This is a genomic window from Sphingomonas beigongshangi, from assembly GCF_016820445.1.
Taxonomy (GTDB): Bacteria; Pseudomonadota; Alphaproteobacteria; order Sphingomonadales; family Sphingomonadaceae; genus Sphingomonas; species Sphingomonas beigongshangi.
Genome location: NZ_JADHDT010000003.1, coordinates 1 through 20280, shown reverse-complemented (window position 1 = coordinate 20280; position 20280 = coordinate 1). Strand labels below are relative to the sequence as shown.

Genomic DNA, 20280 nt, shown 5'->3' with positions numbered 1-20280 from the left:
CGCACATGGTTGAGGAACGTATCGTCGAGACCCCGACCACGCACACTACGGTCGTGGAGCGCAGCGGCGGCGGTGGCGGCGTTGCCATCGCCATCGTGTTACTGATCGCCGTGCTGATCGGCGGCTATTTCCTGTTCGTCAATCAGAGCAGCGAGAGCGCGAAGAACAACGCGGTGACTTCGGCCGCCAAGAGCGTCGAGAAGACCGCCGACAAGGCGGGCGACGCGATCGACGCGAACAAGTAACTGTCCGGGCCCCCTCCCACTCGCGGGAGGGGAAGACCCGGTTCCACCCTCACGTCATTCCCGCGAAGGCGGGAATCCAGAAACGCTGTCGTTGTGCTCCCAGCCAGCCTCCGCGCGTCTGGATCCCCGCCTCCGTAGGGATGACGCGGGTGGACATGCCCGCTACGTCCGCAGGCAGGCGTCCAGCCCGCTCCGCCGCACCACCCCGACATAGCGCGCCAGCGCATTGCCGTGGCTGCGCACGAATCCGTGCGGGTCGATCGCCGCGCGCTTCTTGGGCAGCGGCAGCACGGCCGCGATCCGCCCGGCCTCGGTCGGCGAGAGGTGCGTTGCATCATGGTTGAAATAGCGGATCGCCGCCGCATCCGCGCCATAGGTGCCGATCCCGGTCTCGGCGACGTTGAGATACACCTCCATGATCCGCCGCTTGCCCCACAGCGTCTCGATGAGGACGGTGAAATAGGCTTCGGCCGCTTTGCGCAGATAGCCGCCCCCCTGGAAGAGGAAGACGTTCTTCGCGGTCTGCTGGCTGATCGTCGAGCCGCCGCGCAGCCTCTTGCCCTTGGCGTTGCTATAGGCGGCGCTCGCGATCCCCTTCCAGTCGAAGCCGTGGTGTTCGCAGAAACGCGCATCCTCTCCGGCGATCGCGGCGCGCGGCATGTCGGGGTCCATCGCGTCGAGGGACATCCACTGTTTCGTCACGCCGCGGCCCTGGATCACGTCGCCCATCATCGTCCAGGTGAACGGCACCGGGACGAAGCGATAGACGCCGACCATCAGCACCGAGAGGAGCACGAAGACCAGCGCGGCCTTGAGGAGGATGCGGAGGATGCTGCCCATGACGCCCGCGTCTCTGGCCTGTCCCCGCGCGGCGGGCAAGTCAGTCCGCGCGCTGCGTCAGGATCGCCGTGGCGGCGGCGAGTCCGGTATCATGCGCGCCATGCGCGGTCGAGAAGTCGTGGCGCGAGCAGGCCTCGCCCGCGAAAAACAGCCGCCCGTCCACCGGCTCGGCAAGGATCGCGCGCGCGCCCGCGCGCCCCACGCGCGCATGGCTGTAGCTGCCGTGGATGAACCGCTCGCCTCGCCAGTGGGTCGCGGCGAGGGGCAATAGCCGCGCGCGCCATCCGCTGCCGAGGAGCCCGACAAGCTCGTCCACGGCGAAGGCGATCGCGTCCTCGCGTGTCGCCATCGCCTCGGCACAGGCGCCCCCGAAGAAGCTCTCGATGATCGGCCGCCCGAACGGCGACAATCGATGGCTCGCGGTGCACCCGCTGTGCGGATTGCCGGTCAGATGGGCATGCGCCGGCCATTCCGGGCGATCCACCGCGATGAAGACCTTGTCGGCGAGGCCAAGCGGCAGGTCCGCCGCCGCCTGCAGCTTGTCGGGCAGCGGCGGATCGAAGGCGATGCCGGCATAAGCGGTGGTCGGCAGCGCCAGGACGACGCGATCCGCCTCGATCGTACCGGCCGGCGTGTCGAGGCGGATCATGCGGCCGCGATGGTCGATCCGCGTGACGGACGTGCCGAGCCGCACGGGCAGCCCCTTCGCATGATGCGCGATCAGCGTGCCGTACCCTGCGGGCAGGGCCCAATTGTCGTCCGTCGCTTCATCCTCGTAGGCGGCCCAGTCGTGCAGCGAGACGCGGTCGAGCGGCGCGCCGTTCACATAGCCGGAGATGGCGTCGAGCATCGGTCGCCACGGATCGTCGGCCGCGACGAAATCGGACAGGGGCCGGTCGGGGCCGTCGAGCGCGGCATACGCGGCGGCATCCCAGCGGTCATAGGCTTCTCCGAAGGACTGCTGCTCGGCGGGCGGAAAGCCGAGATCGCGCCACTGCACGTCCCAGTTTGGCGAGGACCGGTCGATCGCGAAGCCGCTGGCCTGCGCGATCGCCGTCCAGCTGTTGCGGCGGGCGGAATGCAGCCATCCGCAGCCCGCATCGACGGGGACGGTATTTTCGGCACCGTTGCTGTCCGCGTCACCTCCGGTTCCGTCACCGCGGCGGACGCCGGAGCCCAGGCGGGAAACGGTGATGGAAGAAGGCGGCGCGTCGTCATGGCGGCCGTCCCGAGCGGAGCCCGGCGTTCGCCGGCTCGGTACGGCGGGAAAAGAGGAGGGGCCGCGCCCGTCGCCCCAATCCGGCAGCGCCAGCGACCAGCTTTTCGCCCGTCCGCCCAGCGTCGCGCCTGCCTCGACCAACAGGACGTCGGCGCCGTGATCGTACAGATGCCACGCCGCTGCGATCCCGGCCGCACCGCCGCCGACGACGACGGTGCGCATCGGTCAGGCCGCCGCCAGCAGCCGCTTCTCGCCGGCGATCCGCATCATCGCCTTCTGCAGCTTCTCGAACGCCCGCACCTCGATCTGGCGGACGCGCTCGCGCGATACGCCATAGACCTGGCTGAGCTCCTCAAGCGTCTTGGGATCGTCGGTCAGGCGGCGCTCGGTAAGGATATGCTTCTCGCGATCGTTCAGGTCGTCCATCGCGCTCACCAGCATGTCGTGACGCACGTCTGCCTCCTGCGCCTCCGCGACCACCTGGTCCTGCAGCGGGCCGTCATCCGCCAGCCAGTCCTGCCATTGACCCTCGCCGTCCTCCCGCATCGAGACGTTGAGCGACGTGTCGCCGCCCATCGCCATGCGGCGGTTCATGCTGATCACCTCGTCCTCGTTGACGCCGAGGTCGGTGGCGATCTTCGTGACATCCTCCGGCTTGAGGTCGCCGTCCTCGAACGCATCGAGCTTCGACTTCATCCGCCGCAGGTTGAAGAACAGCTTCTTCTGCGCCGCGGTGGTGCCCATCTTCACGAGGCTCCACGAGCGCAGGATATATTCCTGGATCGACGCGCGGATCCACCACATCGCATAGGTGGCGAGGCGGAAGCCCCGGTCGGGCTCGAACTTCTTCACGCCCTGCATCAGGCCGATATTGCCCTCGCTGATCAGCTCCGACGTGGGCAGGCCGTAACCGCGATAGCCCATCGCGATCTTCGCGACGAGGCGCAGGTGGCTGGTGACGAGCTGCGCCGCCGCCTCGGGGTCGCCATGCTCCTGAAAGCGTTTGGCGAGCATATATTCCTGCTCGGGCGCCAGGATGGGGAATTTCTTGATCTCGGCGAGATAGCGGTTGAGGCTCTGCTCTCCGCCGAGGGCAGGAATCGTCGCCGGGACGTTGCTGCGGGCTGCCATGATCGTCTTCTCCCTTTCCTGGGGTCGCCCGTCCCGCATCGCGGCGACGGGGACGCGAACCTATACGTGAAGCTCGGTGAACAGTTCCTGCATATCTGCAGGCATCGCGCTCTCGAAGGCCAGGGCATCGCCCCGGATCGGATGGATGAACCCCAGATGCGCCGCATGCAAGGCCTGGCGGCGGAAACCGAGGGTTTCGAGAAGCGCTTTCTGAACACCTTTTGTTCTACCATAAACCGGGTCACCCAGCAAGGCGTGCCCGATCGAGGCCATGTGGACGCGGACCTGGTGCGTGCGGCCCGTTTCCAGCCGGCATTCGACCAGCGCCGCGTCGCGCAGCGGCTGGATCGTCCGGTAATGTGTGACCGCGCGCTTGCCGTGCGCCTGGATCGCGATTTTCTTGCGATTGGCAGGCGACCGCGCGAGCGGCGCGTCTACCGTCCCTTCGGGGGGGCGCGGCACGCCGCCGGTGATCGCGCGATAGCGCCGGTCGATGCTGTGATCGTGGAACTGGCGCGCCAGCCCTTCATGCGCACGGTCGGTCTTTGCGGCCACTATCAGGCCGCTCGTGTCCTTGTCGATGCGGTGGACGATGCCAGGCCGCGCGACGCCGCCTATGCCCGACAGGCTGCCGTGGCAGTGATGGAGCAGCGCATTGACCAGCGTCCCGTCCAGATTGCCCGCGGCGGGGTGGACGACCAGGCCGGCCGGCTTGTCGACGACGATCAGATGCTCGTCCTCGAAGGCGACGACGAGCGGAATGTCCTGCGCCTCGTTATGCGCGGGCGTAGGGTTGGGAACGGCGACCGCGAAGCGATCCCCGGCGGCCGCACGCTTGGCGGGATCGCGGACCAGCCGCTCGCCCTGCGACACCGCGCCCGCGTTGATCAGCACCTTCAGCCGCTCGCGCGACAGTGTCGGCACGGCGTCGGCGAGCGCACGGTCGAGCCGCCAGCCATCCGCGGCCGGCGCGATCGTCGCATCGATGATGGAAACCCCCCGGTCCATACCGTAACGATGTGGGAACGATGCTTTGGATTGCAAGCGACCTGCTCGATCAAATCCGCGTCCATGCCGCCGCGGCGCCGGGACGCGAGGTATGCGGCCTGCTGCTCGGTCGCGACGATCGCGTCGAGGCGGTCGTCGCCTGCGACAACGTGGCCGACGACCCGGCGCGGCGGTTCGAAATCGATCCCGCCGCGCTCCTGGCGGCGCATCGTGCGGCGCGTGCCGGGGCGCCACCGATCGTCGGCCATTACCATTCGCACCCGACTGGCCGCGCCACCCCGTCCCCCCGCGACGCGGCCGATGCGGCACCCGACGGCACGATCTGGCTGATCGTCGGCGGCGGCGACGTGCGCGCCTGGCGCGCCGTGGCAGCGGGCGAGGTGGAACGCCGGTTCGATCCGGTCGCGCTGGTGACCGCGTAGCCGCTTGCGCACCCGACTCGGGTCGGCCACACACGCATCAGCAACAAAGGGAACAGCATGTCCGTCAGCCCGGTCGATTTCGCCAGCCTGCTCTGTTCGCGGCTGTGCCACGACCTGCTCTCGCCCGTCGGAGCGCTCAACAACGGGCTCGAACTGCTCGGCGACGAGCCGGACGAGGAGATGCGCGCCCGCGTCTTCGTGTTGCTCAGCGAAAGCGCACGGACGTCCGCGAACAAGCTCAAGTTCTTCCGGCTCGCCTTCGGCGCCGGCGGGGGTTTCGGCGAGCGGATCGACGTCCGCGAGGCGAAAACGGCGATCGAGGGCCTGCTGGCGGACAACAAGCGGACCAGTCTCGGCTGGATGGTGGAGGGCGACGCGCTGCCCAAGACGGCGATCAAGGTGCTGCTCAACCTCGCGCTCATCGCCAACGAGGCGCTGGTCCGCGGCGGGACGCTGGATGTCGCCGGCGAGGAAAACGGCGGGCAGATCGAGATCGCGGTGAAGATCGAGGGGCCGCGCATCATTCTCGACCCCGACCTGCGTCGCACGCTCGCCGACGGCGCGGGGGAGGGGGACGTGACGCCGCGCGCCGCCGCCGCCTATCTCGTGAACACGCTCGTCGCGGAGGCCGGCGGCACCGTCCAGGTGTCGGAGCCGGCCGAGTCGGTGATGATCCTGGGCGCGGTCTTCAACGCCGGCTGAAGGAGCCCGCGTCACTAACCCCGCCTTAACCCTTGCCGGTCCATGGATCGTCCCCGAACCGACGGGGGCCCATGGACGACCTGCTTCAGGATTTCATCGCGGAAACGCGCGAGACGCTCGAGGCGCTCTCGGGCGAGATCGTCGCGTGGGAAGCCGAACCGACCGATCGCGCGCGGCTCGACGCGATCTTCCGCTTCGTACACACGGTCAAGGGTAGCTGCGGCTTCCTCGACCTACCGCGGCTGGCGCGGCTCAGCCATGCCGCCGAGGACGTGCTCGCGGCGGTGCGAGACGGTCAGCGCGTGCCAGACACCGCGCTCGTCAATGCCGTGCTGGCGATCGTCGACCGGATCGGCGAGATCGTCGAGGCGATCGACTCCGGGTCTGCTCTCGACGATTCGAGCGAGGACCTGCTGATCGCCGCACTGGCGGAGGACGCCGCGCCGACGGCCCAGTCCCTGCCACAATCTTCCATGCCGAATCGCACCAACGCGCGCTCCGTCCGGCTGAACGTCGACCTGCTCGATCGCATGATGAGCAGCATGTCGGAAATGGTGCTCGCTCGCAACGAACTGGCGCGGCGACTGCGCGACCAGCCGATCGAGCCTCTCGTCGAGGGCGCGCTGGAGCGGCTGTCGCTGACCGTCGCGGAGATGCGCGACACCGTCACGCGGACCCGCATGCAGAAGGTCGAGGCGCTGTTCTCCGCGCTGCCGCGCATGGTGCGCGACACCGCGGCGGAGCTCGGCAAGCAGGTCCAGCTGACCATCGAGGGCTCGGACGTCGAGCTCGACCGCGAGATGATCGAGCTGATGCGCGATCCCCTCGTCCACATCATTCGCAACGCCGTCGACCATGGCATCGAGGCGCCGGCCGATCGCCGCGCCGCGGGCAAGCGCGAAGCCGGGCGGCTGACCGTTTCGGCGCGCCAGTCCGGCAACCAGATCCTGATCGAGATATCGGACGACGGGCGGGGCATCGATACCGACCGTCTCGCCACGAAGGCGATCGCGCAGAAGCTGCACACCCCTGCCGAGATCGCGATGATGGACGCGAAGGCGCGGCTCGATCTCGTCTTCCATGCCGGCCTGTCGAGTCGCGACGTCGTGACCGCCGTGTCCGGGCGCGGCGTGGGCATGGACGTGGTGCGCGCCAACCTCGAGAATATCGGCGGCCGGATCGAACTGCTCAACCAGGCGGGGCGCGGCCTGACGATCGTCATCTACGTGCCGCTGACGCTCTCCATCATGTCGACCGTGGTCGTCGGTGCGGGCGGCCAGCGGTTCGCCATCGCGCGTCAGTCGGTCGAGGAGATATTGAACGTGCGCGGCGAAGCCGTGCGCGTCGATCGCATCGGCGACGCCGCCGTCGCGACCGTCCGCGGTCGCCGCCTGCCGATGGTCGCGCTCGGTTCGCTGCTGGGCCTCGACCGCGCCGACGCGGCGGAAGACGCGAATGGCAAGCTCGCCATCATCGCGACGCGCGACGGCGACTATGCGCTCGCCATCGACACGGTCCTCGACACCGAGGAACTGGTGGTGAAGCCGGCCGCGCCTGCGGTGATGGCCACCGGCGTCTATGCCGGACAGACTTTGCCCGACTCCGGGCTCCCGATGCTGCTGCTCGATGGCGCCGGCATTGCCGCCGTCGCCGGATTGCGCTTCCACCGCGCCGCGCCCGTCGAGGAGACGGAGACCGTCGAGGCGGAGCGCGGCATCAGCGCGCTGCTGTTCGAGGACCTCGACGGCGAGCGTCGCGTGCTCCCGCTCGCCGCGATCGACCGGGTCGAGCCGGTGCCGACGGAAGCGATCCGGCGCACCGGCGGCCGATTGCGACTGGCGATCGGCGGTGCCCTGGTGCCGCTCCATGCCGTCGCGCCGATCGGCAGCCGCAGCGAGGTGCCCGTGCTGCGCCTCACGGACGGCGAGACGGACATTGCCTATGCGATCCACGAGGCGATCGAGATCGTGACGCTGCCGCGCGACGTCGCGCCCGCTGAGGGCGCGGGGACCGTCGCGGGCGTCGTCATCGTGGAGGGCGAGCAGATCGAACTCGTCGATGCGCTGGCGCTGTTCGCGGCGATCGATACCGCGCCGCCCGCGGACCGACTGTGCCTGCTGCAGCAGGATGCGGGCGGCTGGATGGATACCTTCCTGCGGCCGGCGATCGAGGCGGCGGGCTATCGCTGCGTCGCGACCGTTCCCCCGGGGGCCAGCGCGGACGTGATCGTGACCATGGATGCGCCGCCACCGCCCGATGCCGATCCCGCACAGGTGGTGCGCCTGCGCCGGGAGCGGACGGGCGGCGATGCGATGAGCATCTATCGCTACGACCGGCCCGCCCTGATCGCCGCGCTCGCGCGCGCGGCGGGAGAATGACGATGGACCTGTTCCTGATCGCCCATATCGCCGGACGCGGGGTCGCCATCGACACGACCCAGATCGATTCGGTCGTCGACCTCTCTCCCGTCGTCGCGGTGCCGCGCGCGCCCTCCGCCGTCCGCGGCCTCGTCGCGCTGCGCAGCCGCGTGGTGACGGTGGTGGACACCGGCATTGCGCTGGGCCTCGCCGCCATGCCCGCTGACGCGCGCCGCGCCATCATCACGCGGCTCGACGGCCATCATTACGCGATGCTCGTCGATTCGCTGGAGGACGTCGCCTCCTTCGCCCGTCAGCCGCTGTCGTCGGGCCTCGCGCTCGATCGCGGCTGGGCGGCGGCGGCGGACGGGATGGTGGAACGGGACGGCGAGCCGATGCTGGTCATCGACCTCGCCCGCCTCGTTCCCGCGCCGCAGGCGATCGCGGCTTAACGCGGCGCTTACGCTTCCCTCCGTATACCGATCACCGCGCGATTCGCAGCAAGAAGGCCCTGCCAGCATGAAGACCTGCCTCGTCGTCGACGACTCCAAGGTGATCCGCAAGGTCGCCCGCCATATCCTGGAGACGCTCGACTTTTCCGTGACCGAGGCATGCGACGGCCGCGAGGCTCTCGACGCCTGCATGGCCGCCGCGCCCGACGTCATCCTGCTCGACTGGAACATGCCGGTGATGAGCGGGATGGATTTCCTGCGCGCGCTGCGCGATTCGAACATTCCGACGCGGCCGAAGGTCGTCTTCTGCACGACCGAGAACGGCATGGCCTATATCCGGGCTGCCATAGAGGCGGGCGCTGACGAATATGTGATGAAGCCCTTCGATCGCGACACGCTGGAATCGAAGCTCCAGATCGTCGGCATGGCCTGATCCCGGCGGCGAACCTGTCATGGCGCCTGCCACGCCCCTTGCCGCATCGGTGGATGCCGAGCCGCCGCTGAAGGTGCTGATCGTCGACGATTCGGTCGTCGCACGCGCGGTGATGACGCGGATCGTCGACGCCGACGCGCGCTTCGTCGTCAGCGGCAGCGTGGCGACCGCGTCCGCCGCGCTTACCCTGTTGGCGCGCGAACGCGTCGATCTGATCCTGCTCGACCTGCAGATGCCCGGCGTGGACGGCATCACCGCACTGCCCGACCTGATCGCGGCGGGGCAGGGGGCACGCATCCTCGTCGTTTCCGCCCAGGCCAGTGACGGCGCGGCGGTGACGCTGCAGGCGCTGGCGCTCGGCGCCGCCGACACGTTGGTCAAGCCGGCCGCCGGCGCACGGATGGCGACGTTCGGAGAGAGCCTGATCGGCAAGCTCGCGAGGCTCGGCACCAGCACCTCCGAGACGCCGCCCCCCGCGCCGACTCCGCTGCGACCCGCTACGGGCATGGAGACCATGTCGGCGCGCGCGGACTTCGATCTCGTCGCGATCGGCGCCTCCACGGGTGGCATCCACGCGCTCAGCCAGGTGCTGCGGACGATCCCGGCCGGCTTCCGCCTGCCCATTCTGATCACGCAGCATCTGCCGGCGTCGTTCATGCCCTATTTCGCGGCGCAGCTCGCGGTGCTCGCCGGGCGCCCCTGCGAGGTGGCGAGCGATCGGCTCCGCGTCCAGCCGGGCCGGATCGTCGTCGCCCCCGGCGACGCGCACATCCGCTGCGTCGCGCTGCCCGACGGCGGTGCGGCGATACGGCTGACCAACGATCAGGTGGCGAGCGGCTGCCTGCCCTCCGTCGATCCGATGTTCGCGTCCGCCGCCGCCGTCTACGGGCCGCGCCTGCTGGCGATCGTGCTGAGCGGCATGGGCCGCGACGGCGCCGATGGAGCAAGGACGGTGCGCGATGCCGGCGGCTGCGTCGTCGTGCAGGACCAGGCGAGCTCGGTCGTCTGGGGCATGCCCGGCGCGGTCGCGGCGAGCGGCGCCGCCGATGCGATCCTGGCGCCGGATGCGATCGGCCGGCTGGTCGTGCGCGGGGAGCGGCCCTGATGCCGATCCGTCCCACCTCGACGTCGCCCGCAGCGGCGACGGCCACCGTCTCGCAGCGGGCCGTCAACGCGTTCAGCGCCCTGCTCGAATCGCGAACGGGGCAACAGATATCCGCCTATCGCTCGTGGCGGATCGATACCGCGCTCAAGCCGCTGATGCGGGCACGGGGCCTGGATACGCTCGACCAGCTCGCCGCCGCGCTGCTGGAAACCGGCGACCGGTGTCTCAGCGACCAGATCGTCGACGCGCTCCTCAACGGAGAGACGTCCTTCTTCCGCGAGGCCCCGGTCTTCGACCTGATCGTCGAGGCGGTGGCTGCGCTGGAGGCAAGGCAGCGGCGCGTGCGCATCTGGTGCGCCGGCTGCTCGACCGGGCAGGAGCCGCTGTCGCTCGCGATGTTGTTCGCCGAGCGTGCGGAGGAACGCGGCGCGCCCATGCCCGACATCGTCGCCACCGACGTGTCGGAGGCTGCGCTCGCGCGGACGCGGGCGGGTCGCTACACGCAGTTCGAAATCCAGCGAGGCCTGCCGATCCGCCGCATGATGCGCTGGTTCGACGCGGTCGGCAACGATTGGGCCGCCAAGCACGAGCTGCTTCGCGCGATGACCGTGCGCAGCCATAATCTGGCGGCCGATGCCCCGCTGCCGGGCATGTTCGACATCGTCCTGTGCCGCAACGTGCTGCTCTATCTCGATCCGCAGACCAAGACGGAGGTGTTCGCGCGCTTCGCCGCGGCGTTGCGGCCCGGCGGGCTGCTCGTCCTCGGGGCGGGGGAGACGGTGATCGGCCAGACAGACGCCTTCGCGCCCAGCCGCGACCTGCGCGGGCTGTACGAGCGGGTCGACGGCGCGACCGTGGCGGCGGCAACGGCGGCGGGCTGACGCCCCCGGTCGGCGCTGCGCCTTGGGGCCTTACGCGCGCCTCCGGCTTGGGCTACGCAGACAGGCATGACCTTTCTCGACACGCCCTCGCCGAACTTCGACGAGCGGACGCTGCCGATCACCATGATCGTGCTCCATTATACCGGTATGCAGGATGGAGCCTCGGCCCTCGCGCGACTGCGCGACCCGGAGGCCAAGGTGTCCGCCCATTATATGGTCGAGGAGGACGGTCGTATCTTTCGCCTCGTTGCGGAGGAAAAGCGCGCCTGGCACGCCGGACGTTCGCACTGGCGCGGTCTGACCGACGTCAATTCCGCCAGCATCGGCATAGAGATCGTCAATCCCGGTCATGAATGGGGCTATCGGCCGTTTCCCGATGCGCAGGTCGAGGCCGTGGTGCGGCTGGTCGCGGAGGTGAAGGATCGGCACGCGATCACGCGCGGCAATGTCGTCGGCCATTCCGACATCGCGCCGCAGCGCAAGCGCGATCCGGGCGAGCTCTTTCCCTGGGCGCGTCTGGCGCGGCTGCGTCTGGCCCTGCCGCGCCCGACGCAGAAGCTGATGGACCCGATGTGGACGAAGGCGGGCTTTCTGCTCGCGCTCGAACGCTTCGGATACGACGTCACCGATCCTCTCGCCGCGACCATGGCGTTCCAGCGGCGCTTCCGTCCCGAACTCGTCGACGGCGAGATCGACGCCGAATGTCGCATGATCCTGCTCGCGCTGCTGCTTCCCAAGCCGCAGGGGGACGAGTAAGGGGGAGCGGCCAGAGGGTCGGGCGGCCGCGTCGCATGTTCGCATGCGCCGAGGAAAGTCCGGGCTCCACGGAACGACGGTGCCGGGTAACGCCCGGCGGGGGTGACCCCAGGGACAGTGCCACAGAGAGCAGACCGCCTGCCTTCTACGGCAGGTAAGGGTGAAAGGGTGCGGCAAGAGCGCACCGCGCTTCCGGTAACGGCAGCGGCACGGCAAACCCCACCGGGAGCAAGACCGAATAGGGGCGGCATGGCGCGCGGCAACGTGCGTCGGGGTGTGTTCCCACCCGCTGCCCGGGTTGGTTGCTGGAGGCGGCGTGCAAGCGTCGCCCGAGAGGAATGGTCGCCTATTCCCCGCAAGGGGATGGACAGAACCCGGCTTACAGACCCTCTGGCAAGTCTTCGTCAAATGGTGCACGATCCCGCGATAGAAATCGTCTTGGGGGATTCGGTGTCGGGCAAGTTTTGGGTCGGGTCGGCACTCGCCGCCTTTGCTTCGGTGGCCACGGCGCAGCAGACCGCGCGGACCGTGCAGCAGGATTTCGATGCCGCCGAAACGCTCGATGCCGGCACCGACAAGGCCGCCGCGCTCGCGGCGTGGGAGGCCTTGGAGAAGCGCGTCGCGTCCCGGCCGCGCAGCCGCGCGATCGTGCTGGTCCGAAAGAGCGCTGCCCTGCTGGCGCTGGATCGCAAGGACGAGGCGAACGCGGCCGCCCGGGAGGGGCTGGCGATCCTGCCGGCTGACGACCCCTCGTTGCGGGCCGATCGGTTCAAGGCCAGTTTCAATTTGGGCCGGATCGCGATGACCAGCCTCGATTACGCCACCGCCGCCGATTGGTTCGGCAAGGCGGAGGCGATCGCCGACACGCCGCGCGACAAGATGGTCGCCGCGCTCGCCGTGGTGCAGACGACGACCTTCACCGATCCCGCCGCCGCCGCCGCCGCGCAGGCGCGGATCGATGGGCAGCTCGCGTCGGCCAAGCTCGATGCCGCCTCGCTCGGCACGATCGCGGAAGCGAAGGGGACGATGCAGCTCAATCGCGGCGACATCGCCGCCGCCCAGGGGACCTTTCGCGACGCCGTCCGCGACTTCGGCGGCATGGACACGTCGCGCATCGATATCCGGGACGTCTCCGTCCGGTCCGACGCGGCGATCGCCTATCTGCTCGGCGGCAACGAGGACGAGGCGCGGCGCTACGTCGCGATGACCGGCGCCGGCGCGACTTCGATCGGGCTCATCGACCCCGGCGTGGCGATGGTTCCGCCCGATTGCGGCGGCGAGGCGGGGTTGAAGCCGGCGGACATGGCCGTGGTCGAATTCTCGATCGCTGACGATGGCACCGCGCAGGCGGTGCGGCCAATCTACGCGGCCGGTGGGGGCAAGGTCGCGCTCGAATTCGCTCGCGCGGTGCGGCAATGGTCGTGGACGGCTGAGCAGGTGAAGGCGATGCCGACGTTCCTGCGCTTCAACGTCCGGGTGGAGATGCGCTGCAACCTCGCGTTCCAGCGCCCGTCGATCAGCGACGCGCTGCAGGCGGACATGATCGTATGGGGGCGGGGGAAGGGCCTTGCCTTCGTCGACCAGTCCGAAGCGCCGGCGACGGCACTGATCGCGCAGCGACGCGCGCTGGCCGCGTCGTCGGCAAATGGCGACACGCTGGCGACGCTGCCCGCGCTGTTCGCACTCGTGCACAATCCGGTGTTGCCGCGCGACGAGCGCGGCGCGCTGGCGCGACGCGCTTTGGCCCTTGCGATCGCCAACGACGCGCCCGCCCGTGCGCGGCTCGACCTTGACCTCGAGGCGCGCACGGCGGCCGTGGCCGATCTGTACAAGCGCGGCATGTTCCGCCGCGTCGTCGAACCCATGCTGTCGGAAGCGCCCTATGCCGCGGACGCGCCGTCGCGCGCGGCGCTCAGGCTCATGCTTGCCGATCACGAGGACGGGCGTTCCCGCAGCGAGGCGATATTGCAGCAGGTCGCGCAGGATGCGGCGTTGCCCGCGGCCGATCCGTTCAAGGTCGGTGCGATGATCCGCCTCGCCTCGATCGCGCAGACCCGGGGCGATCTCGCCGCCGCACGCAATGCCTTCACGGCCTCCGGCCTATCGGCCAGCCAGTGCGCGCTGATCGACAAGCCGCCGAAGATGATCTCGGTCGGCGGCACTTTCCCGCAGGAGGCACGGCGCTGGGGCATGGAGGGGTGGACGCGGACGCAGTTCGACGTCGACGCCGATGGCCACGTTCGCAACGAGCGCGCGATCATCTCCTATCCCCCGTTCGTCTTCACGAAGTCGGGAACGGAAACGCTCCGCACCGCGCGCTATGCCAAGACCTACCGTCCCGATGGTGGACTAGGCTGCGGCGCGCTGACCCGCGGGGTGCGCTTCAGCCTTGACCATTGATCGGACGCGACCGGTGCTTGCGCGCTGCCGCCGAAGGCTTATGTCGCGGGGGTAATGGCGCGCAGCACCTCACGATCGAACGACTGGGGCTTCCCCCGCTGGCGGGGCTATGGCTCCGGGCGAGAGGCGCAGACGGTGCGGCTATGCGACCGGCACGGCTGCGACCGGCCCGGCGACTGCCCGGCACCGAAATCGCCCAACAGCCCCGATCGCTGGTATTTCTGCACGGATCACGCCGCCGAATACAACCGCGGCTGGAATTACTTCGAAGGCCTGTCCGCCGAAGAGGCCGCGCAACGCGAGGCGTCGGAAAGCCGGACGGCATCGGGCTATGCCAGCGCCAACCATTACGCCTGGGGCGGGCCCGGCGACGGCACGCGCTCGCGCGACGAGATGCGCGCGCTCGACGTGCTCGGCCTCGACGGCGATGCGGACTTCGAAGGGGTGAAGGGCGCCTGGCGTCGCCTCGCCAAGGAAAACCATCCGGATGTCCGCCCCGGCGACGCCGATGCCGCCGTCCGATTCCAGGCGGTGCAGGCCGCCTATGAGGTGCTCAAGACCGCGGAGGAGCGCCGGACGTGGCGCCCCCGCTGAAGCAGATCGGCGCGCACTGGCAGGGGGCGGTGCTGGTCTGCGGCAAGTGTACGAAGAAGCTCGACGGCGGCTTCGGCAGGAAGGCACGCTCTCCGCTCGCCAAGGTGCTGCGCAAGGTGCTCGGCCTGAAAAAGGGGCGCAAGGCGCCGCTCGGCATCGTCGAGACGCGCTGTCTCGGCCTGTGCCCGAAGAACGCCGTGGCGATGGTCGACACGCGCAAGCCCGATACCTGGCTCGTCGTGCCGCAGGGCGCGGATGTGGCGGAACTCGCGGCGCGCCTGGCGTGCGGGCAATAGCGCACCGTGCTCGGCCCCACGCGCCGGCGCTTGGGATCAGGCGTAGCGCACGGCCGTGTCGCGGATCAGCGCGATCATGTTCGGAATGCCCTGCGTCCGGTTGGAGCTGAGCTGGTTCTTGAGGTCGAACGGTGCCAGCTCGCCCTCGATGTCGGCGGCGGCGACGGTGCCGGGGGGCTGGTCCTGCACCGTCAGCAGTACCAGCGCGATGATCCCCTTGGTGATCGCCGCATTTGAATCGGCGAGGAAATGCAGCGTCCCGTCGTCGCGCATCGTCGGATAGACCCAGACCGCCGCCGAACAGCCGCGCACCAGCGTCGCCTCGGTCTTCAGCGCATCAGGCATCGGCTCCAGCGCGCGGCCCAGGTCGATCAGCAGCCGATACCGGTCGTCGGGATCGAGGAAGCCGTATTCGTCACGGACGTCGGCAAGGCTCGCGGTCTGGCTGGTCATGGCACCGCGCGGTACAGCGCGCGGCGGGACGGGGCAATGTCCGTGCCGGAGATACCGCGCGACGCTCGGGGTCCTCGATCTCTCCCCCCTCCCGCGGGCGGGAGGGGCCTGGGGCGCGCCTGTCGCGACAGGCGGACAAGCAGGTCCTACAGGTCGACGCCCGCGGCGATCGCCTCCAGCTTGCGGATACGCTCCTTGAGGTCGGCGATCTCGATCCGCGATCCCGCGGTGGGCACGGCCGGCAGCTGGTCCTGCGCATGATCCAGTTGCTGGTGCTTCAGCGCCAGCCAGCTGCGCCATCCCGACAGGCCGGCGGTGGTGATCATCGCGAGCCCGGCGAGGCTCGACAGCGATACGGTGAGATAGACGTTGGGGTCGGTCATGTCCGCCTCCTTCAGCGGTCGCGCAGCCGGTCGATCTCGCGGTCGAGATCGATGCTGCTCCGGTTGTCGGTGATCACGCGTTCCAGCACCTGGACGCGTTCCTTCAGGGTGCGCACCTCCTCGCGAAGGCGCCATGTGTCCTCGTCGACGGCCGTGCCGGGTGTCGTCCCGGCGTCCGGACGATGCGCGCCGAAGCGGCTGCGCACGATCCCGCCGATGACGAGGAGGGCGACGATCGCGACGAGCATCTCTGCGGGGTTCATGGGAAAAACGACCTTTCCTGGGACGATGCGGTCAGTTGGTCGGTAGTCGCGGATCGGCGCGTTCGACCCGCAGCGCCTCGATCTCCTGCGCCAGGTCGGCGCCGCGATCGGTCACGATGCGTTCGAGGACGCGGACCCGCTCCTCCAGTCGCTCGGTCTGGGCGGCATATTGCGCCGCCTTTTCCGCGACCTTGTTCGCCTCGATCTCCATCCGCCGCTCCTGCAGCTTGAACCAGGGGCGGATGAACACGCCGCCGAAGATCGCGAGCAGGCCGCAGCAGATGCCGAGGATGGGAATGAGCAGGGGGGACATCGGCGTCGCTCCTCAATTCGCCTGGAGGCGCAACTGGTCGATCGTCTCGGCCAAGTCGGCGCCGCGGTCGGTGGCGATCCGTTCGAGCACCCGCACCCGCGCCTCCAGCCGTTCGACATGGGCGGCATATTGCGCCGCCTTCTCCGCCGCCTGGGCATTGAGCGCGCCGGCCATCGTCTCCTTGTGCTTCAGCCAGCGCTTGAACATCTCGGATCCGATGCCGAGGCTGACGGGCAGGCCGACGACGACGACGGCGAGCATGAAGAGGGTGAAGCCGTTCATCAGCGGAGCCTTTCGATCTCGCGGTCGAGCATGTGCGACCGGTCGGTGACGATCCGCTCGACGGTGGCGAGCCGCTCCTGCAGCCGGTCGATCTGGCCGATGCGCTGGGCGTTCTCGGCGTCGAGCAGCTGGATGTCGCGGCGCGCCTCGACGTCGGGGGCGGCGATTGCCTGGCGCACCTTGCGCCGGCCGTACCATTGGACGGCGAGCGTGATGGCCGCACCGAGAAGCATGGCAAAGAAATGGTCGGGACCCATGGCGCGTGTCCTTACCGGTCGCGGAGGGCTTCGATCTCGCGGGCGGTACGCTCGGCGGGATCGGTGGCGATGCGCTCGAGGACGGCGATCCGTTCCTCCAGCCGGCTGACCTGTCCGGTCAGCTTGTCGTTCTCGTTGGTCAGCAGCATGATCTTGCGCTCGGCCTCGAGGTCGGTCTCCGCGGCTCCGCCGCGGCGCCGGCGGCTGCTGCGATAGTCGAGCGGCGGATAGCCGTGCCTGGCGCGCAGCCAGTTGTTCGCGATCCAGGATACCGGCCCGATGGCAATCGCCGTGATCGGGATCAGCAGAGCAAGGTCGGACATCGTCTTCTTCCCCTTTTGAGACGCCGCGTCTTAGCGCAGGCTGTCGATTTCCTCGGCCAGCCGGCTGTTGCGGCTGGTATAGTGCAGCTCGATGTCGGCGAGCCGGCGATCGATGTCGCGGAACTTGCTGCGCACCTCGGCGGTCGACCGCGTCGGGTTGCTGCGCACGCCCTGCCAGAACTTCTGGTCGTCGGCGTCCTGGTACAGGCCGTGCGGCTTTTCCGGCGCGAGATGCGCGGTCGCCCAATAGCCGAGCAGGATCACGCCGCCGGTCGCCCAGAGCAGGGCGAGCATCGCGATGCGCACGATCGTGACGTCGAGCCCGGTATAGTCGCTGATCCCTGCGCAGACGCCGGAGATCTTCTTGTTCTGGCGATCGATGTAGAATTGCGTACGGGCGGCCATGTTACATCCTCCCTTCGAGGCGATAGCTGTCGGACGTGCGGTCCATGCCGGGGCGATCGAGACCCGGGCGGGCGGTGTCGGCGGCGAAGCCGACGCGGAAGTCGGGGTTGTCGGCGGCGACGATCCGCTCGACCGTGTTCAGGCGATCCTCCAGCCGGCGGGCGAGATTGTACATCTCGTCGAGCAGCCGTTCGTCCTCGTCGGTGATCTTGGGCGCCTGCTTCCACTTGGTGATGTAGTGGAAGATGACCCAGGGCAGGCCGATGAAGATCGAGGTGATCGCGATCAACGGGACGATGATGTCTTCCATCTCAACCCTCCTGATTGCGATTGTTCATCCGTGCCTTCAGCGCCGCGAGCTCGGCATCGACCTTGTCGCTCTGGCGCAGCTCGGCGATCTCTTCCTCCAGCGTCTTCTGCACGCCCAGGCCCAGCGCCTCGGCGCGACCCTCGGCATCGTCGACGCGGCGCTCCAGGACATCGAAGCGGCTGAACGCCTCGTGCGTCTTGGGGCCGGCGTACATCTCGCGCAGGCGGAAGCGGTTGTTTGCGCTCTCCAGCCGCGTCTGGACGTTGGCCTGCTTGGTGCGCGCCTCGGTCAGCTTCTTCTGCAGCTTGGCGATATCCTCTTCCGACGCGCGCAGCGCATCGTCGAGCACCTGCACCTCGGCCTTGAGCTGGTCGGCCATGTCGGCCGCCTTCTGCTTCTCGACCAGCGCCGCCTTGGCCAGATCCTCGCGGTCCTTCGACAGCGCCAGTTCCGCCTTCTCGGTCCAGTTCGCCTGCAGCTGCTCCAGCTTCATGATGTGCCGGCGCATTTCCTTCTGGTCGGCGATGGTACGGGCGGCAGAGGCGCGCACCTCGACCAAGGTCTCCTCCATCTCGAGGATGATCATCCGGATCATCTTCGCCGGATCCTCTGCCTTTTCGAGCAGGTCGGCGAAGTTGGCGGCGACGATGTCGCGGGTGCGGGAGAAAATGCCCATCTGTCGTGATGCTCCTGGAAAATCTGGGGCCGGGGCGGGCGAGGGAAACATGGCCCGCCCCGGGTCGCCGCTTACGCCGTCAGGCGGGCGGCGGACGCGACGGTCGCGGCGCCATGGCCGGTCGCCGGACCGATCGCGCCGGCCACGCAGGTGGCGCTGAAGACGATCGTGCAGGCGATGGCGGCGAGGGTGCGACCGATATCGGACTTGAACATGGGAACCTCCTGAAATCTGAACCTTGTGAACCGCCGCATCGGCGGGTTGCCCAGAGCTTTGCAGGAGCCGTGCCAATTTCAGAAATGGCGGATTTCCGCGGTTCTTGGGTGTATTATTTGCATGAACCACGGATGAACGCTTGCGGACCATTGGGATTTTGCGCCAAGAGTTGGCGATGCAGCGCACGACCCAGGTCATCGGCCAATCCGGCGCCTTCTTGGACGCGCTCGAGCGCGCCAGCCGCGCCGCCGCGCTCGATCGCCCGGTGCTCGTCATCGGCGAGCGCGGGACGGGCAAGGAACTGGTCGCGGAACGCCTCCACCGCCTCAGCCCGCGCTGGGACCAGCCGCTCGTCGTGATGAACTGCGCGGCGCTGCCGGAGACCCTGATCGAGGCGGAGCTCTTCGGGCACGAGGCGGGCGCCTTTACCGGTGCGACCAAGGCGCGGGCGGGCCGGTTCGAGGAGGCGCACGGCGGCACCCTCTTCCTCGACGAGCTCGGCACCCTGTCGATGGCGGCGCAGGATCGGCTGCTGCGCGCGGTGGAATATGGCGAGGTGACGCGGATCGGGAGCAGCCGGCCGCTGCGCGTCGACGTCCGCATCGTCGCGGCGACCAACGAACATCTGCCGGACAAGGTCGATCGCCACGAATTCCGCGCCGATCTGCTCGACCGGCTGTCGTTCGAGGTCGTGACCCTGCCGCCGCTGCGCGCGCGCTCGGGGGACATCGTCGTGCTGGCCGACCATTTCGGGCGCCGCATGGCGTCGGAGATCGGTTGGGAACGCTGGCCCGGCTTCGGTCCGACCGCGCTCGACACGCTGATGACGCATCGGTGGCCCGGCAACGTCCGCGAGCTCCGCAACGTCGTCGAACGCGCGGTCTATCGCTGGGAGGGGGAGGGGCCCGTCGACCGGATCGAGATCGATCCCTTCGCCTCGCCCTATCGGCCCTCCGGCGTCCATGGCGGCGCCCCGATGCCGTCGCCTGCGCTGCCCAAGACGGACGCGCCGCCGCGGCCGGAGCCGGAGGACAGCCCCGTCGCCGCGTGCGACGCGGGTCCGTCCGATTTCAAGTCCCGCGTCGCCCGGTTCGAGCGCGAGCTGCTCGCGAAATCGCTCGCCGAACATCGTTTCAACCAGCGCGCTACCGCCGAATCGCTCGGCCTCACCTACGACCAGCTCCGCCACGCGCTGCGCCGCCACGACTTGATCAACGCCGGCGGGTGACACGGGGTCGCCGGTCCGCTCGGCCACAGCCCGCCACGCCGCCTCCCCCTCGTCGTCCCGGCGCACGCCGGGACCCATGGACACGGTGCGCGGCCGAGGTCGCGCGCCATTCGCGCCGATCGCAACCGTAGATCCCGGCGTGCGCCGGGATGACGAAGGGGGGGGGCATGTCTCCGCTTCCGGGTAGGCATCCTGTCGGTTTCGCACCCCTCCAAGAGCGTCATCCCCGCGCAGGCGGGGGCCCAGACGCGCGGTCCCACGATGGAGCCGCGCCGTCAGCATCGCTGGATTCCCGCCTGCGCGCGAATGACGAACGTGGGAAAAGCCCGC

Annotated in this window: 28 protein-coding genes and 1 other RNA gene; 14 read left to right on the top strand and 15 right to left on the bottom strand. The window is 69.1% G+C overall.

What is annotated here, in order from left to right; all coding sequences use genetic code 11:
- Positions 1-5: 5 nt before the first annotated feature.
- Positions 6-245 carry a hypothetical protein gene (locus IQ292_RS05895; protein WP_203309408.1) on the top strand — a complete coding sequence of 80 codons (240 nt, stop codon included), beginning with the start codon at positions 6-8 and terminating at the stop codon, positions 243-245.
- A 162-nt stretch (positions 246-407) separates the two neighbouring features.
- On the opposite strand, the gene mtgA is transcribed toward IQ292_RS05895, so the two are convergent.
- From mtgA to IQ292_RS05875, 4 genes are read right to left on the bottom strand one after another with little or no spacing between them, the layout of a single operon-like run.
- Entirely contained in the window at positions 408-1085 is a 678-nt protein-coding gene (mtgA, locus tag IQ292_RS05890; protein ID WP_203309407.1) for a monofunctional biosynthetic peptidoglycan transglycosylase, read from the bottom strand.
- Positions 1086-1125: 40 nt separating this feature from the next.
- The gene (locus IQ292_RS05885; protein WP_203309406.1) at positions 1126-2526 is read right to left on the bottom strand and encodes a flavin monoamine oxidase family protein; all 1401 of its coding nucleotides are present in this window, start codon (positions 2524-2526) and stop codon (positions 1126-1128) included.
- A gap of 3 nt (positions 2527-2529) precedes the next feature.
- Positions 2530-3435, bottom strand: a complete 906-nt coding sequence (gene rpoH, locus IQ292_RS05880) for an RNA polymerase sigma factor RpoH (protein ID WP_198353375.1) — start codon at positions 3433-3435, stop codon at positions 2530-2532.
- A 60-nt stretch (positions 3436-3495) separates the two neighbouring features.
- Positions 3496-4443 (bottom strand): RluA family pseudouridine synthase, encoded by a 948-nt coding sequence (locus tag IQ292_RS05875; protein ID WP_203309405.1) that lies wholly within the window; start codon positions 4441-4443, stop codon positions 3496-3498.
- A 20-nt stretch (positions 4444-4463) separates the two neighbouring features.
- Between IQ292_RS05875 and IQ292_RS05870 the strand changes: the two genes are divergently transcribed.
- The 12 genes from IQ292_RS05870 to IQ292_RS05815 all read left to right on the top strand — a co-directional run bounded on the left by IQ292_RS05870 (position 4464) and on the right by IQ292_RS05815 (position 14841).
- Positions 4464-4865, top strand: coding sequence for a M67 family metallopeptidase (locus IQ292_RS05870; RefSeq protein ID WP_203309404.1), 402 nt, complete (start codon positions 4464-4466; stop codon positions 4863-4865).
- Positions 4866-4922: 57 nt separating this feature from the next.
- On the top strand, positions 4923-5567 hold the full coding sequence (locus tag IQ292_RS05865) for a histidine phosphotransferase family protein (protein WP_203309403.1): 645 nt from the start codon (positions 4923-4925) through the stop codon (positions 5565-5567).
- 71 nt (positions 5568-5638) lie between these two features.
- Complete coding sequence (locus IQ292_RS05860) at positions 5639-7945, top strand: chemotaxis protein CheA (protein ID WP_203309402.1); 2307 nt, start codon at positions 5639-5641, stop codon at positions 7943-7945.
- 2 nt (positions 7946-7947) lie between these two features.
- A complete protein-coding gene (locus tag IQ292_RS05855) occupies positions 7948-8376 on the top strand; it encodes a chemotaxis protein CheW (RefSeq protein ID WP_203309401.1) in 429 nt (142 codons plus the stop codon).
- A gap of 67 nt (positions 8377-8443) precedes the next feature.
- Positions 8444-8809, top strand: a complete 366-nt coding sequence (locus IQ292_RS05850; protein ID WP_203309400.1) for a response regulator — start codon at positions 8444-8446, stop codon at positions 8807-8809.
- A gap of 19 nt (positions 8810-8828) precedes the next feature.
- Positions 8829-9914 carry a chemotaxis-specific protein-glutamate methyltransferase CheB gene (gene cheB / locus IQ292_RS05845; RefSeq protein WP_203309399.1) on the top strand — a complete coding sequence of 362 codons (1086 nt, stop codon included), beginning with the start codon at positions 8829-8831 and terminating at the stop codon, positions 9912-9914.
- Positions 9914-10795: a CheR family methyltransferase gene (locus IQ292_RS05840; RefSeq protein ID WP_203309398.1), complete on the top strand. Its 882-nt coding sequence runs from the start codon at positions 9914-9916 to the stop codon at positions 10793-10795. Before cheB ends, IQ292_RS05840 begins: the two co-directional genes overlap by 1 nt.
- 66 nt (positions 10796-10861) lie before the next feature.
- A complete protein-coding gene (locus IQ292_RS05835) occupies positions 10862-11551 on the top strand; it encodes an N-acetylmuramoyl-L-alanine amidase (RefSeq protein ID WP_203309397.1) in 690 nt (229 codons plus the stop codon).
- Positions 11552-11561: 10 nt separating this feature from the next.
- An RNA gene (gene rnpB / locus IQ292_RS05830) (RNase P RNA component class A) lies at positions 11562-11949 on the top strand.
- Positions 11950-12001: 52 nt separating this feature from the next.
- Positions 12002-13951 carry an energy transducer TonB gene (locus IQ292_RS17865; RefSeq protein ID WP_203309396.1) on the top strand — a complete coding sequence of 650 codons (1950 nt, stop codon included), beginning with the start codon at positions 12002-12004 and terminating at the stop codon, positions 13949-13951.
- A gap of 54 nt (positions 13952-14005) precedes the next feature.
- Positions 14006-14545 carry a J domain-containing protein gene (locus IQ292_RS05820; RefSeq protein ID WP_203309395.1) on the top strand — a complete coding sequence of 180 codons (540 nt, stop codon included), beginning with the start codon at positions 14006-14008 and terminating at the stop codon, positions 14543-14545.
- Entirely contained in the window at positions 14530-14841 is a 312-nt protein-coding gene (locus IQ292_RS05815; protein ID WP_203309394.1) for a (2Fe-2S) ferredoxin domain-containing protein, read from the top strand. The genes IQ292_RS05820 and IQ292_RS05815 overlap by 16 nt, the downstream gene beginning before the upstream one ends.
- 36 nt (positions 14842-14877) lie before the next feature.
- Here the strand turns inward: IQ292_RS05815 and IQ292_RS05810 are convergent, their stop codons facing one another.
- The 11 genes from IQ292_RS05810 to IQ292_RS05760 form a co-directional block, all read right to left on the bottom strand.
- A complete protein-coding gene (locus tag IQ292_RS05810; protein ID WP_203309393.1) occupies positions 14878-15294 on the bottom strand; it encodes a SufE family protein in 417 nt (138 codons plus the stop codon).
- A 146-nt stretch (positions 15295-15440) separates the two neighbouring features.
- Positions 15441-15677, bottom strand: coding sequence for a hypothetical protein (locus tag IQ292_RS05805; RefSeq protein ID WP_203309392.1), 237 nt, complete (start codon positions 15675-15677; stop codon positions 15441-15443).
- Between the two features lie 11 nt (positions 15678-15688).
- Positions 15689-15925, bottom strand: a complete 237-nt coding sequence (locus IQ292_RS05800; RefSeq protein ID WP_238940854.1) for a hypothetical protein — start codon at positions 15923-15925, stop codon at positions 15689-15691.
- Positions 15926-15971: 46 nt separating this feature from the next.
- Positions 15972-16253: a hypothetical protein gene (locus tag IQ292_RS05795; protein ID WP_203309390.1), complete on the bottom strand. Its 282-nt coding sequence runs from the start codon at positions 16251-16253 to the stop codon at positions 15972-15974.
- A 12-nt stretch (positions 16254-16265) separates the two neighbouring features.
- Complete coding sequence (locus tag IQ292_RS05790) at positions 16266-16535, bottom strand: hypothetical protein (RefSeq protein ID WP_203309389.1); 270 nt, start codon at positions 16533-16535, stop codon at positions 16266-16268.
- A complete protein-coding gene (locus IQ292_RS05785) occupies positions 16535-16792 on the bottom strand; it encodes a hypothetical protein (protein WP_203309388.1) in 258 nt (85 codons plus the stop codon). Before IQ292_RS05785 ends, IQ292_RS05790 begins: the two co-directional genes overlap by 1 nt.
- Before the next feature lie 11 nt (positions 16793-16803).
- Positions 16804-17115, bottom strand: a complete 312-nt coding sequence (locus tag IQ292_RS05780; protein WP_203309387.1) for a hypothetical protein — start codon at positions 17113-17115, stop codon at positions 16804-16806.
- Positions 17116-17145: 30 nt separating this feature from the next.
- Positions 17146-17520, bottom strand: a complete 375-nt coding sequence (pspC, locus tag IQ292_RS05775; protein ID WP_203309386.1) for an envelope stress response membrane protein PspC — start codon at positions 17518-17520, stop codon at positions 17146-17148.
- 1 nt (position 17521) lies between these two features.
- The gene (gene pspB / locus IQ292_RS05770; protein ID WP_203309385.1) at positions 17522-17830 is read right to left on the bottom strand and encodes an envelope stress response membrane protein PspB; all 309 of its coding nucleotides are present in this window, start codon (positions 17828-17830) and stop codon (positions 17522-17524) included.
- A gap of 1 nt (position 17831) precedes the next feature.
- Positions 17832-18506: a phage shock protein PspA gene (pspA, locus tag IQ292_RS05765; RefSeq protein ID WP_203309384.1), complete on the bottom strand. Its 675-nt coding sequence runs from the start codon at positions 18504-18506 to the stop codon at positions 17832-17834.
- 71 nt (positions 18507-18577) lie between these two features.
- The gene (locus IQ292_RS05760; RefSeq protein WP_203309383.1) at positions 18578-18721 is read right to left on the bottom strand and encodes a hypothetical protein; all 144 of its coding nucleotides are present in this window, start codon (positions 18719-18721) and stop codon (positions 18578-18580) included.
- A gap of 176 nt (positions 18722-18897) precedes the next feature.
- Between IQ292_RS05760 and pspF the strand changes: the two genes are divergently transcribed.
- Positions 18898-19950, top strand: a complete 1053-nt coding sequence (gene pspF, locus IQ292_RS05755; protein ID WP_203309382.1) for a phage shock protein operon transcriptional activator — start codon at positions 18898-18900, stop codon at positions 19948-19950.
- The last annotated feature ends 330 nt before the right edge of the window (positions 19951-20280 follow it).

Bases quoted from the DNA above. Each gene is read 5' to 3' on its own strand.
- IQ292_RS05760 (WP_203309383.1), bottom strand. From the start codon at position 18,721: ATGTTCAAGTCCGATATCGGTCGCACCCTCGCCGCCATCGCCTGCACG.
- IQ292_RS05790 (WP_203309389.1), bottom strand. From the start codon at position 16,535: ATGAACGGCTTCACCCTCTTCATGCTCGCCGTCGTCGTCGTCGGCCTG.
- IQ292_RS05860 (WP_203309402.1), top strand. From the start codon at position 5,639: ATGGACGACCTGCTTCAGGATTTCATCGCGGAAACGCGCGAGACGCTC.
- IQ292_RS05885 (WP_203309406.1), bottom strand. From the start codon at position 2,526: ATGCGCACCGTCGTCGTCGGCGGCGGTGCGGCCGGGATCGCAGCGGCG.
- IQ292_RS05805 (WP_203309392.1), bottom strand. From the start codon at position 15,677: ATGACCGACCCCAACGTCTATCTCACCGTATCGCTGTCGAGCCTCGCC.
- pspA (WP_203309384.1), bottom strand. From the start codon at position 18,506: ATGGGCATTTTCTCCCGCACCCGCGACATCGTCGCCGCCAACTTCGCC.
- IQ292_RS05895 (WP_203309408.1), top strand. From the start codon at position 6: ATGGTTGAGGAACGTATCGTCGAGACCCCGACCACGCACACTACGGTC.
- IQ292_RS05870 (WP_203309404.1), top strand. From the start codon at position 4,464: ATGCTTTGGATTGCAAGCGACCTGCTCGATCAAATCCGCGTCCATGCC.
- IQ292_RS05855 (WP_203309401.1), top strand. From the start codon at position 7,948: ATGGACCTGTTCCTGATCGCCCATATCGCCGGACGCGGGGTCGCCATC.
- IQ292_RS05850 (WP_203309400.1), top strand. From the start codon at position 8,444: ATGAAGACCTGCCTCGTCGTCGACGACTCCAAGGTGATCCGCAAGGTC.
- pspB (WP_203309385.1), bottom strand. From the start codon at position 17,830: ATGGAAGACATCATCGTCCCGTTGATCGCGATCACCTCGATCTTCATC.
- pspF (WP_203309382.1), top strand. From the start codon at position 18,898: ATGCAGCGCACGACCCAGGTCATCGGCCAATCCGGCGCCTTCTTGGAC.
- rpoH (WP_198353375.1), bottom strand. From the start codon at position 3,435: ATGGCAGCCCGCAGCAACGTCCCGGCGACGATTCCTGCCCTCGGCGGA.
- IQ292_RS05800 (WP_238940854.1), bottom strand. From the start codon at position 15,925: ATGCTCGTCGCGATCGTCGCCCTCCTCGTCATCGGCGGGATCGTGCGC.
- IQ292_RS05795 (WP_203309390.1), bottom strand. From the start codon at position 16,253: ATGTCCCCCCTGCTCATTCCCATCCTCGGCATCTGCTGCGGCCTGCTC.
- IQ292_RS05780 (WP_203309387.1), bottom strand. From the start codon at position 17,115: ATGTCCGACCTTGCTCTGCTGATCCCGATCACGGCGATTGCCATCGGG.
- IQ292_RS05835 (WP_203309397.1), top strand. From the start codon at position 10,862: ATGACCTTTCTCGACACGCCCTCGCCGAACTTCGACGAGCGGACGCTG.
- pspC (WP_203309386.1), bottom strand. From the start codon at position 17,520: ATGGCCGCCCGTACGCAATTCTACATCGATCGCCAGAACAAGAAGATC.
- IQ292_RS05785 (WP_203309388.1), bottom strand. From the start codon at position 16,792: ATGGGTCCCGACCATTTCTTTGCCATGCTTCTCGGTGCGGCCATCACG.
- IQ292_RS05875 (WP_203309405.1), bottom strand. From the start codon at position 4,443: ATGGACCGGGGGGTTTCCATCATCGATGCGACGATCGCGCCGGCCGCG.
- mtgA (WP_203309407.1), bottom strand. From the start codon at position 1,085: ATGGGCAGCATCCTCCGCATCCTCCTCAAGGCCGCGCTGGTCTTCGTG.
- IQ292_RS05820 (WP_203309395.1), top strand. From the start codon at position 14,006: ATGGCGCGCAGCACCTCACGATCGAACGACTGGGGCTTCCCCCGCTGG.
- cheB (WP_203309399.1), top strand. From the start codon at position 8,829: ATGGCGCCTGCCACGCCCCTTGCCGCATCGGTGGATGCCGAGCCGCCG.
- IQ292_RS05810 (WP_203309393.1), bottom strand. From the start codon at position 15,294: ATGACCAGCCAGACCGCGAGCCTTGCCGACGTCCGTGACGAATACGGC.
- IQ292_RS05865 (WP_203309403.1), top strand. From the start codon at position 4,923: ATGTCCGTCAGCCCGGTCGATTTCGCCAGCCTGCTCTGTTCGCGGCTG.
- IQ292_RS05840 (WP_203309398.1), top strand. From the start codon at position 9,914: ATGCCGATCCGTCCCACCTCGACGTCGCCCGCAGCGGCGACGGCCACC.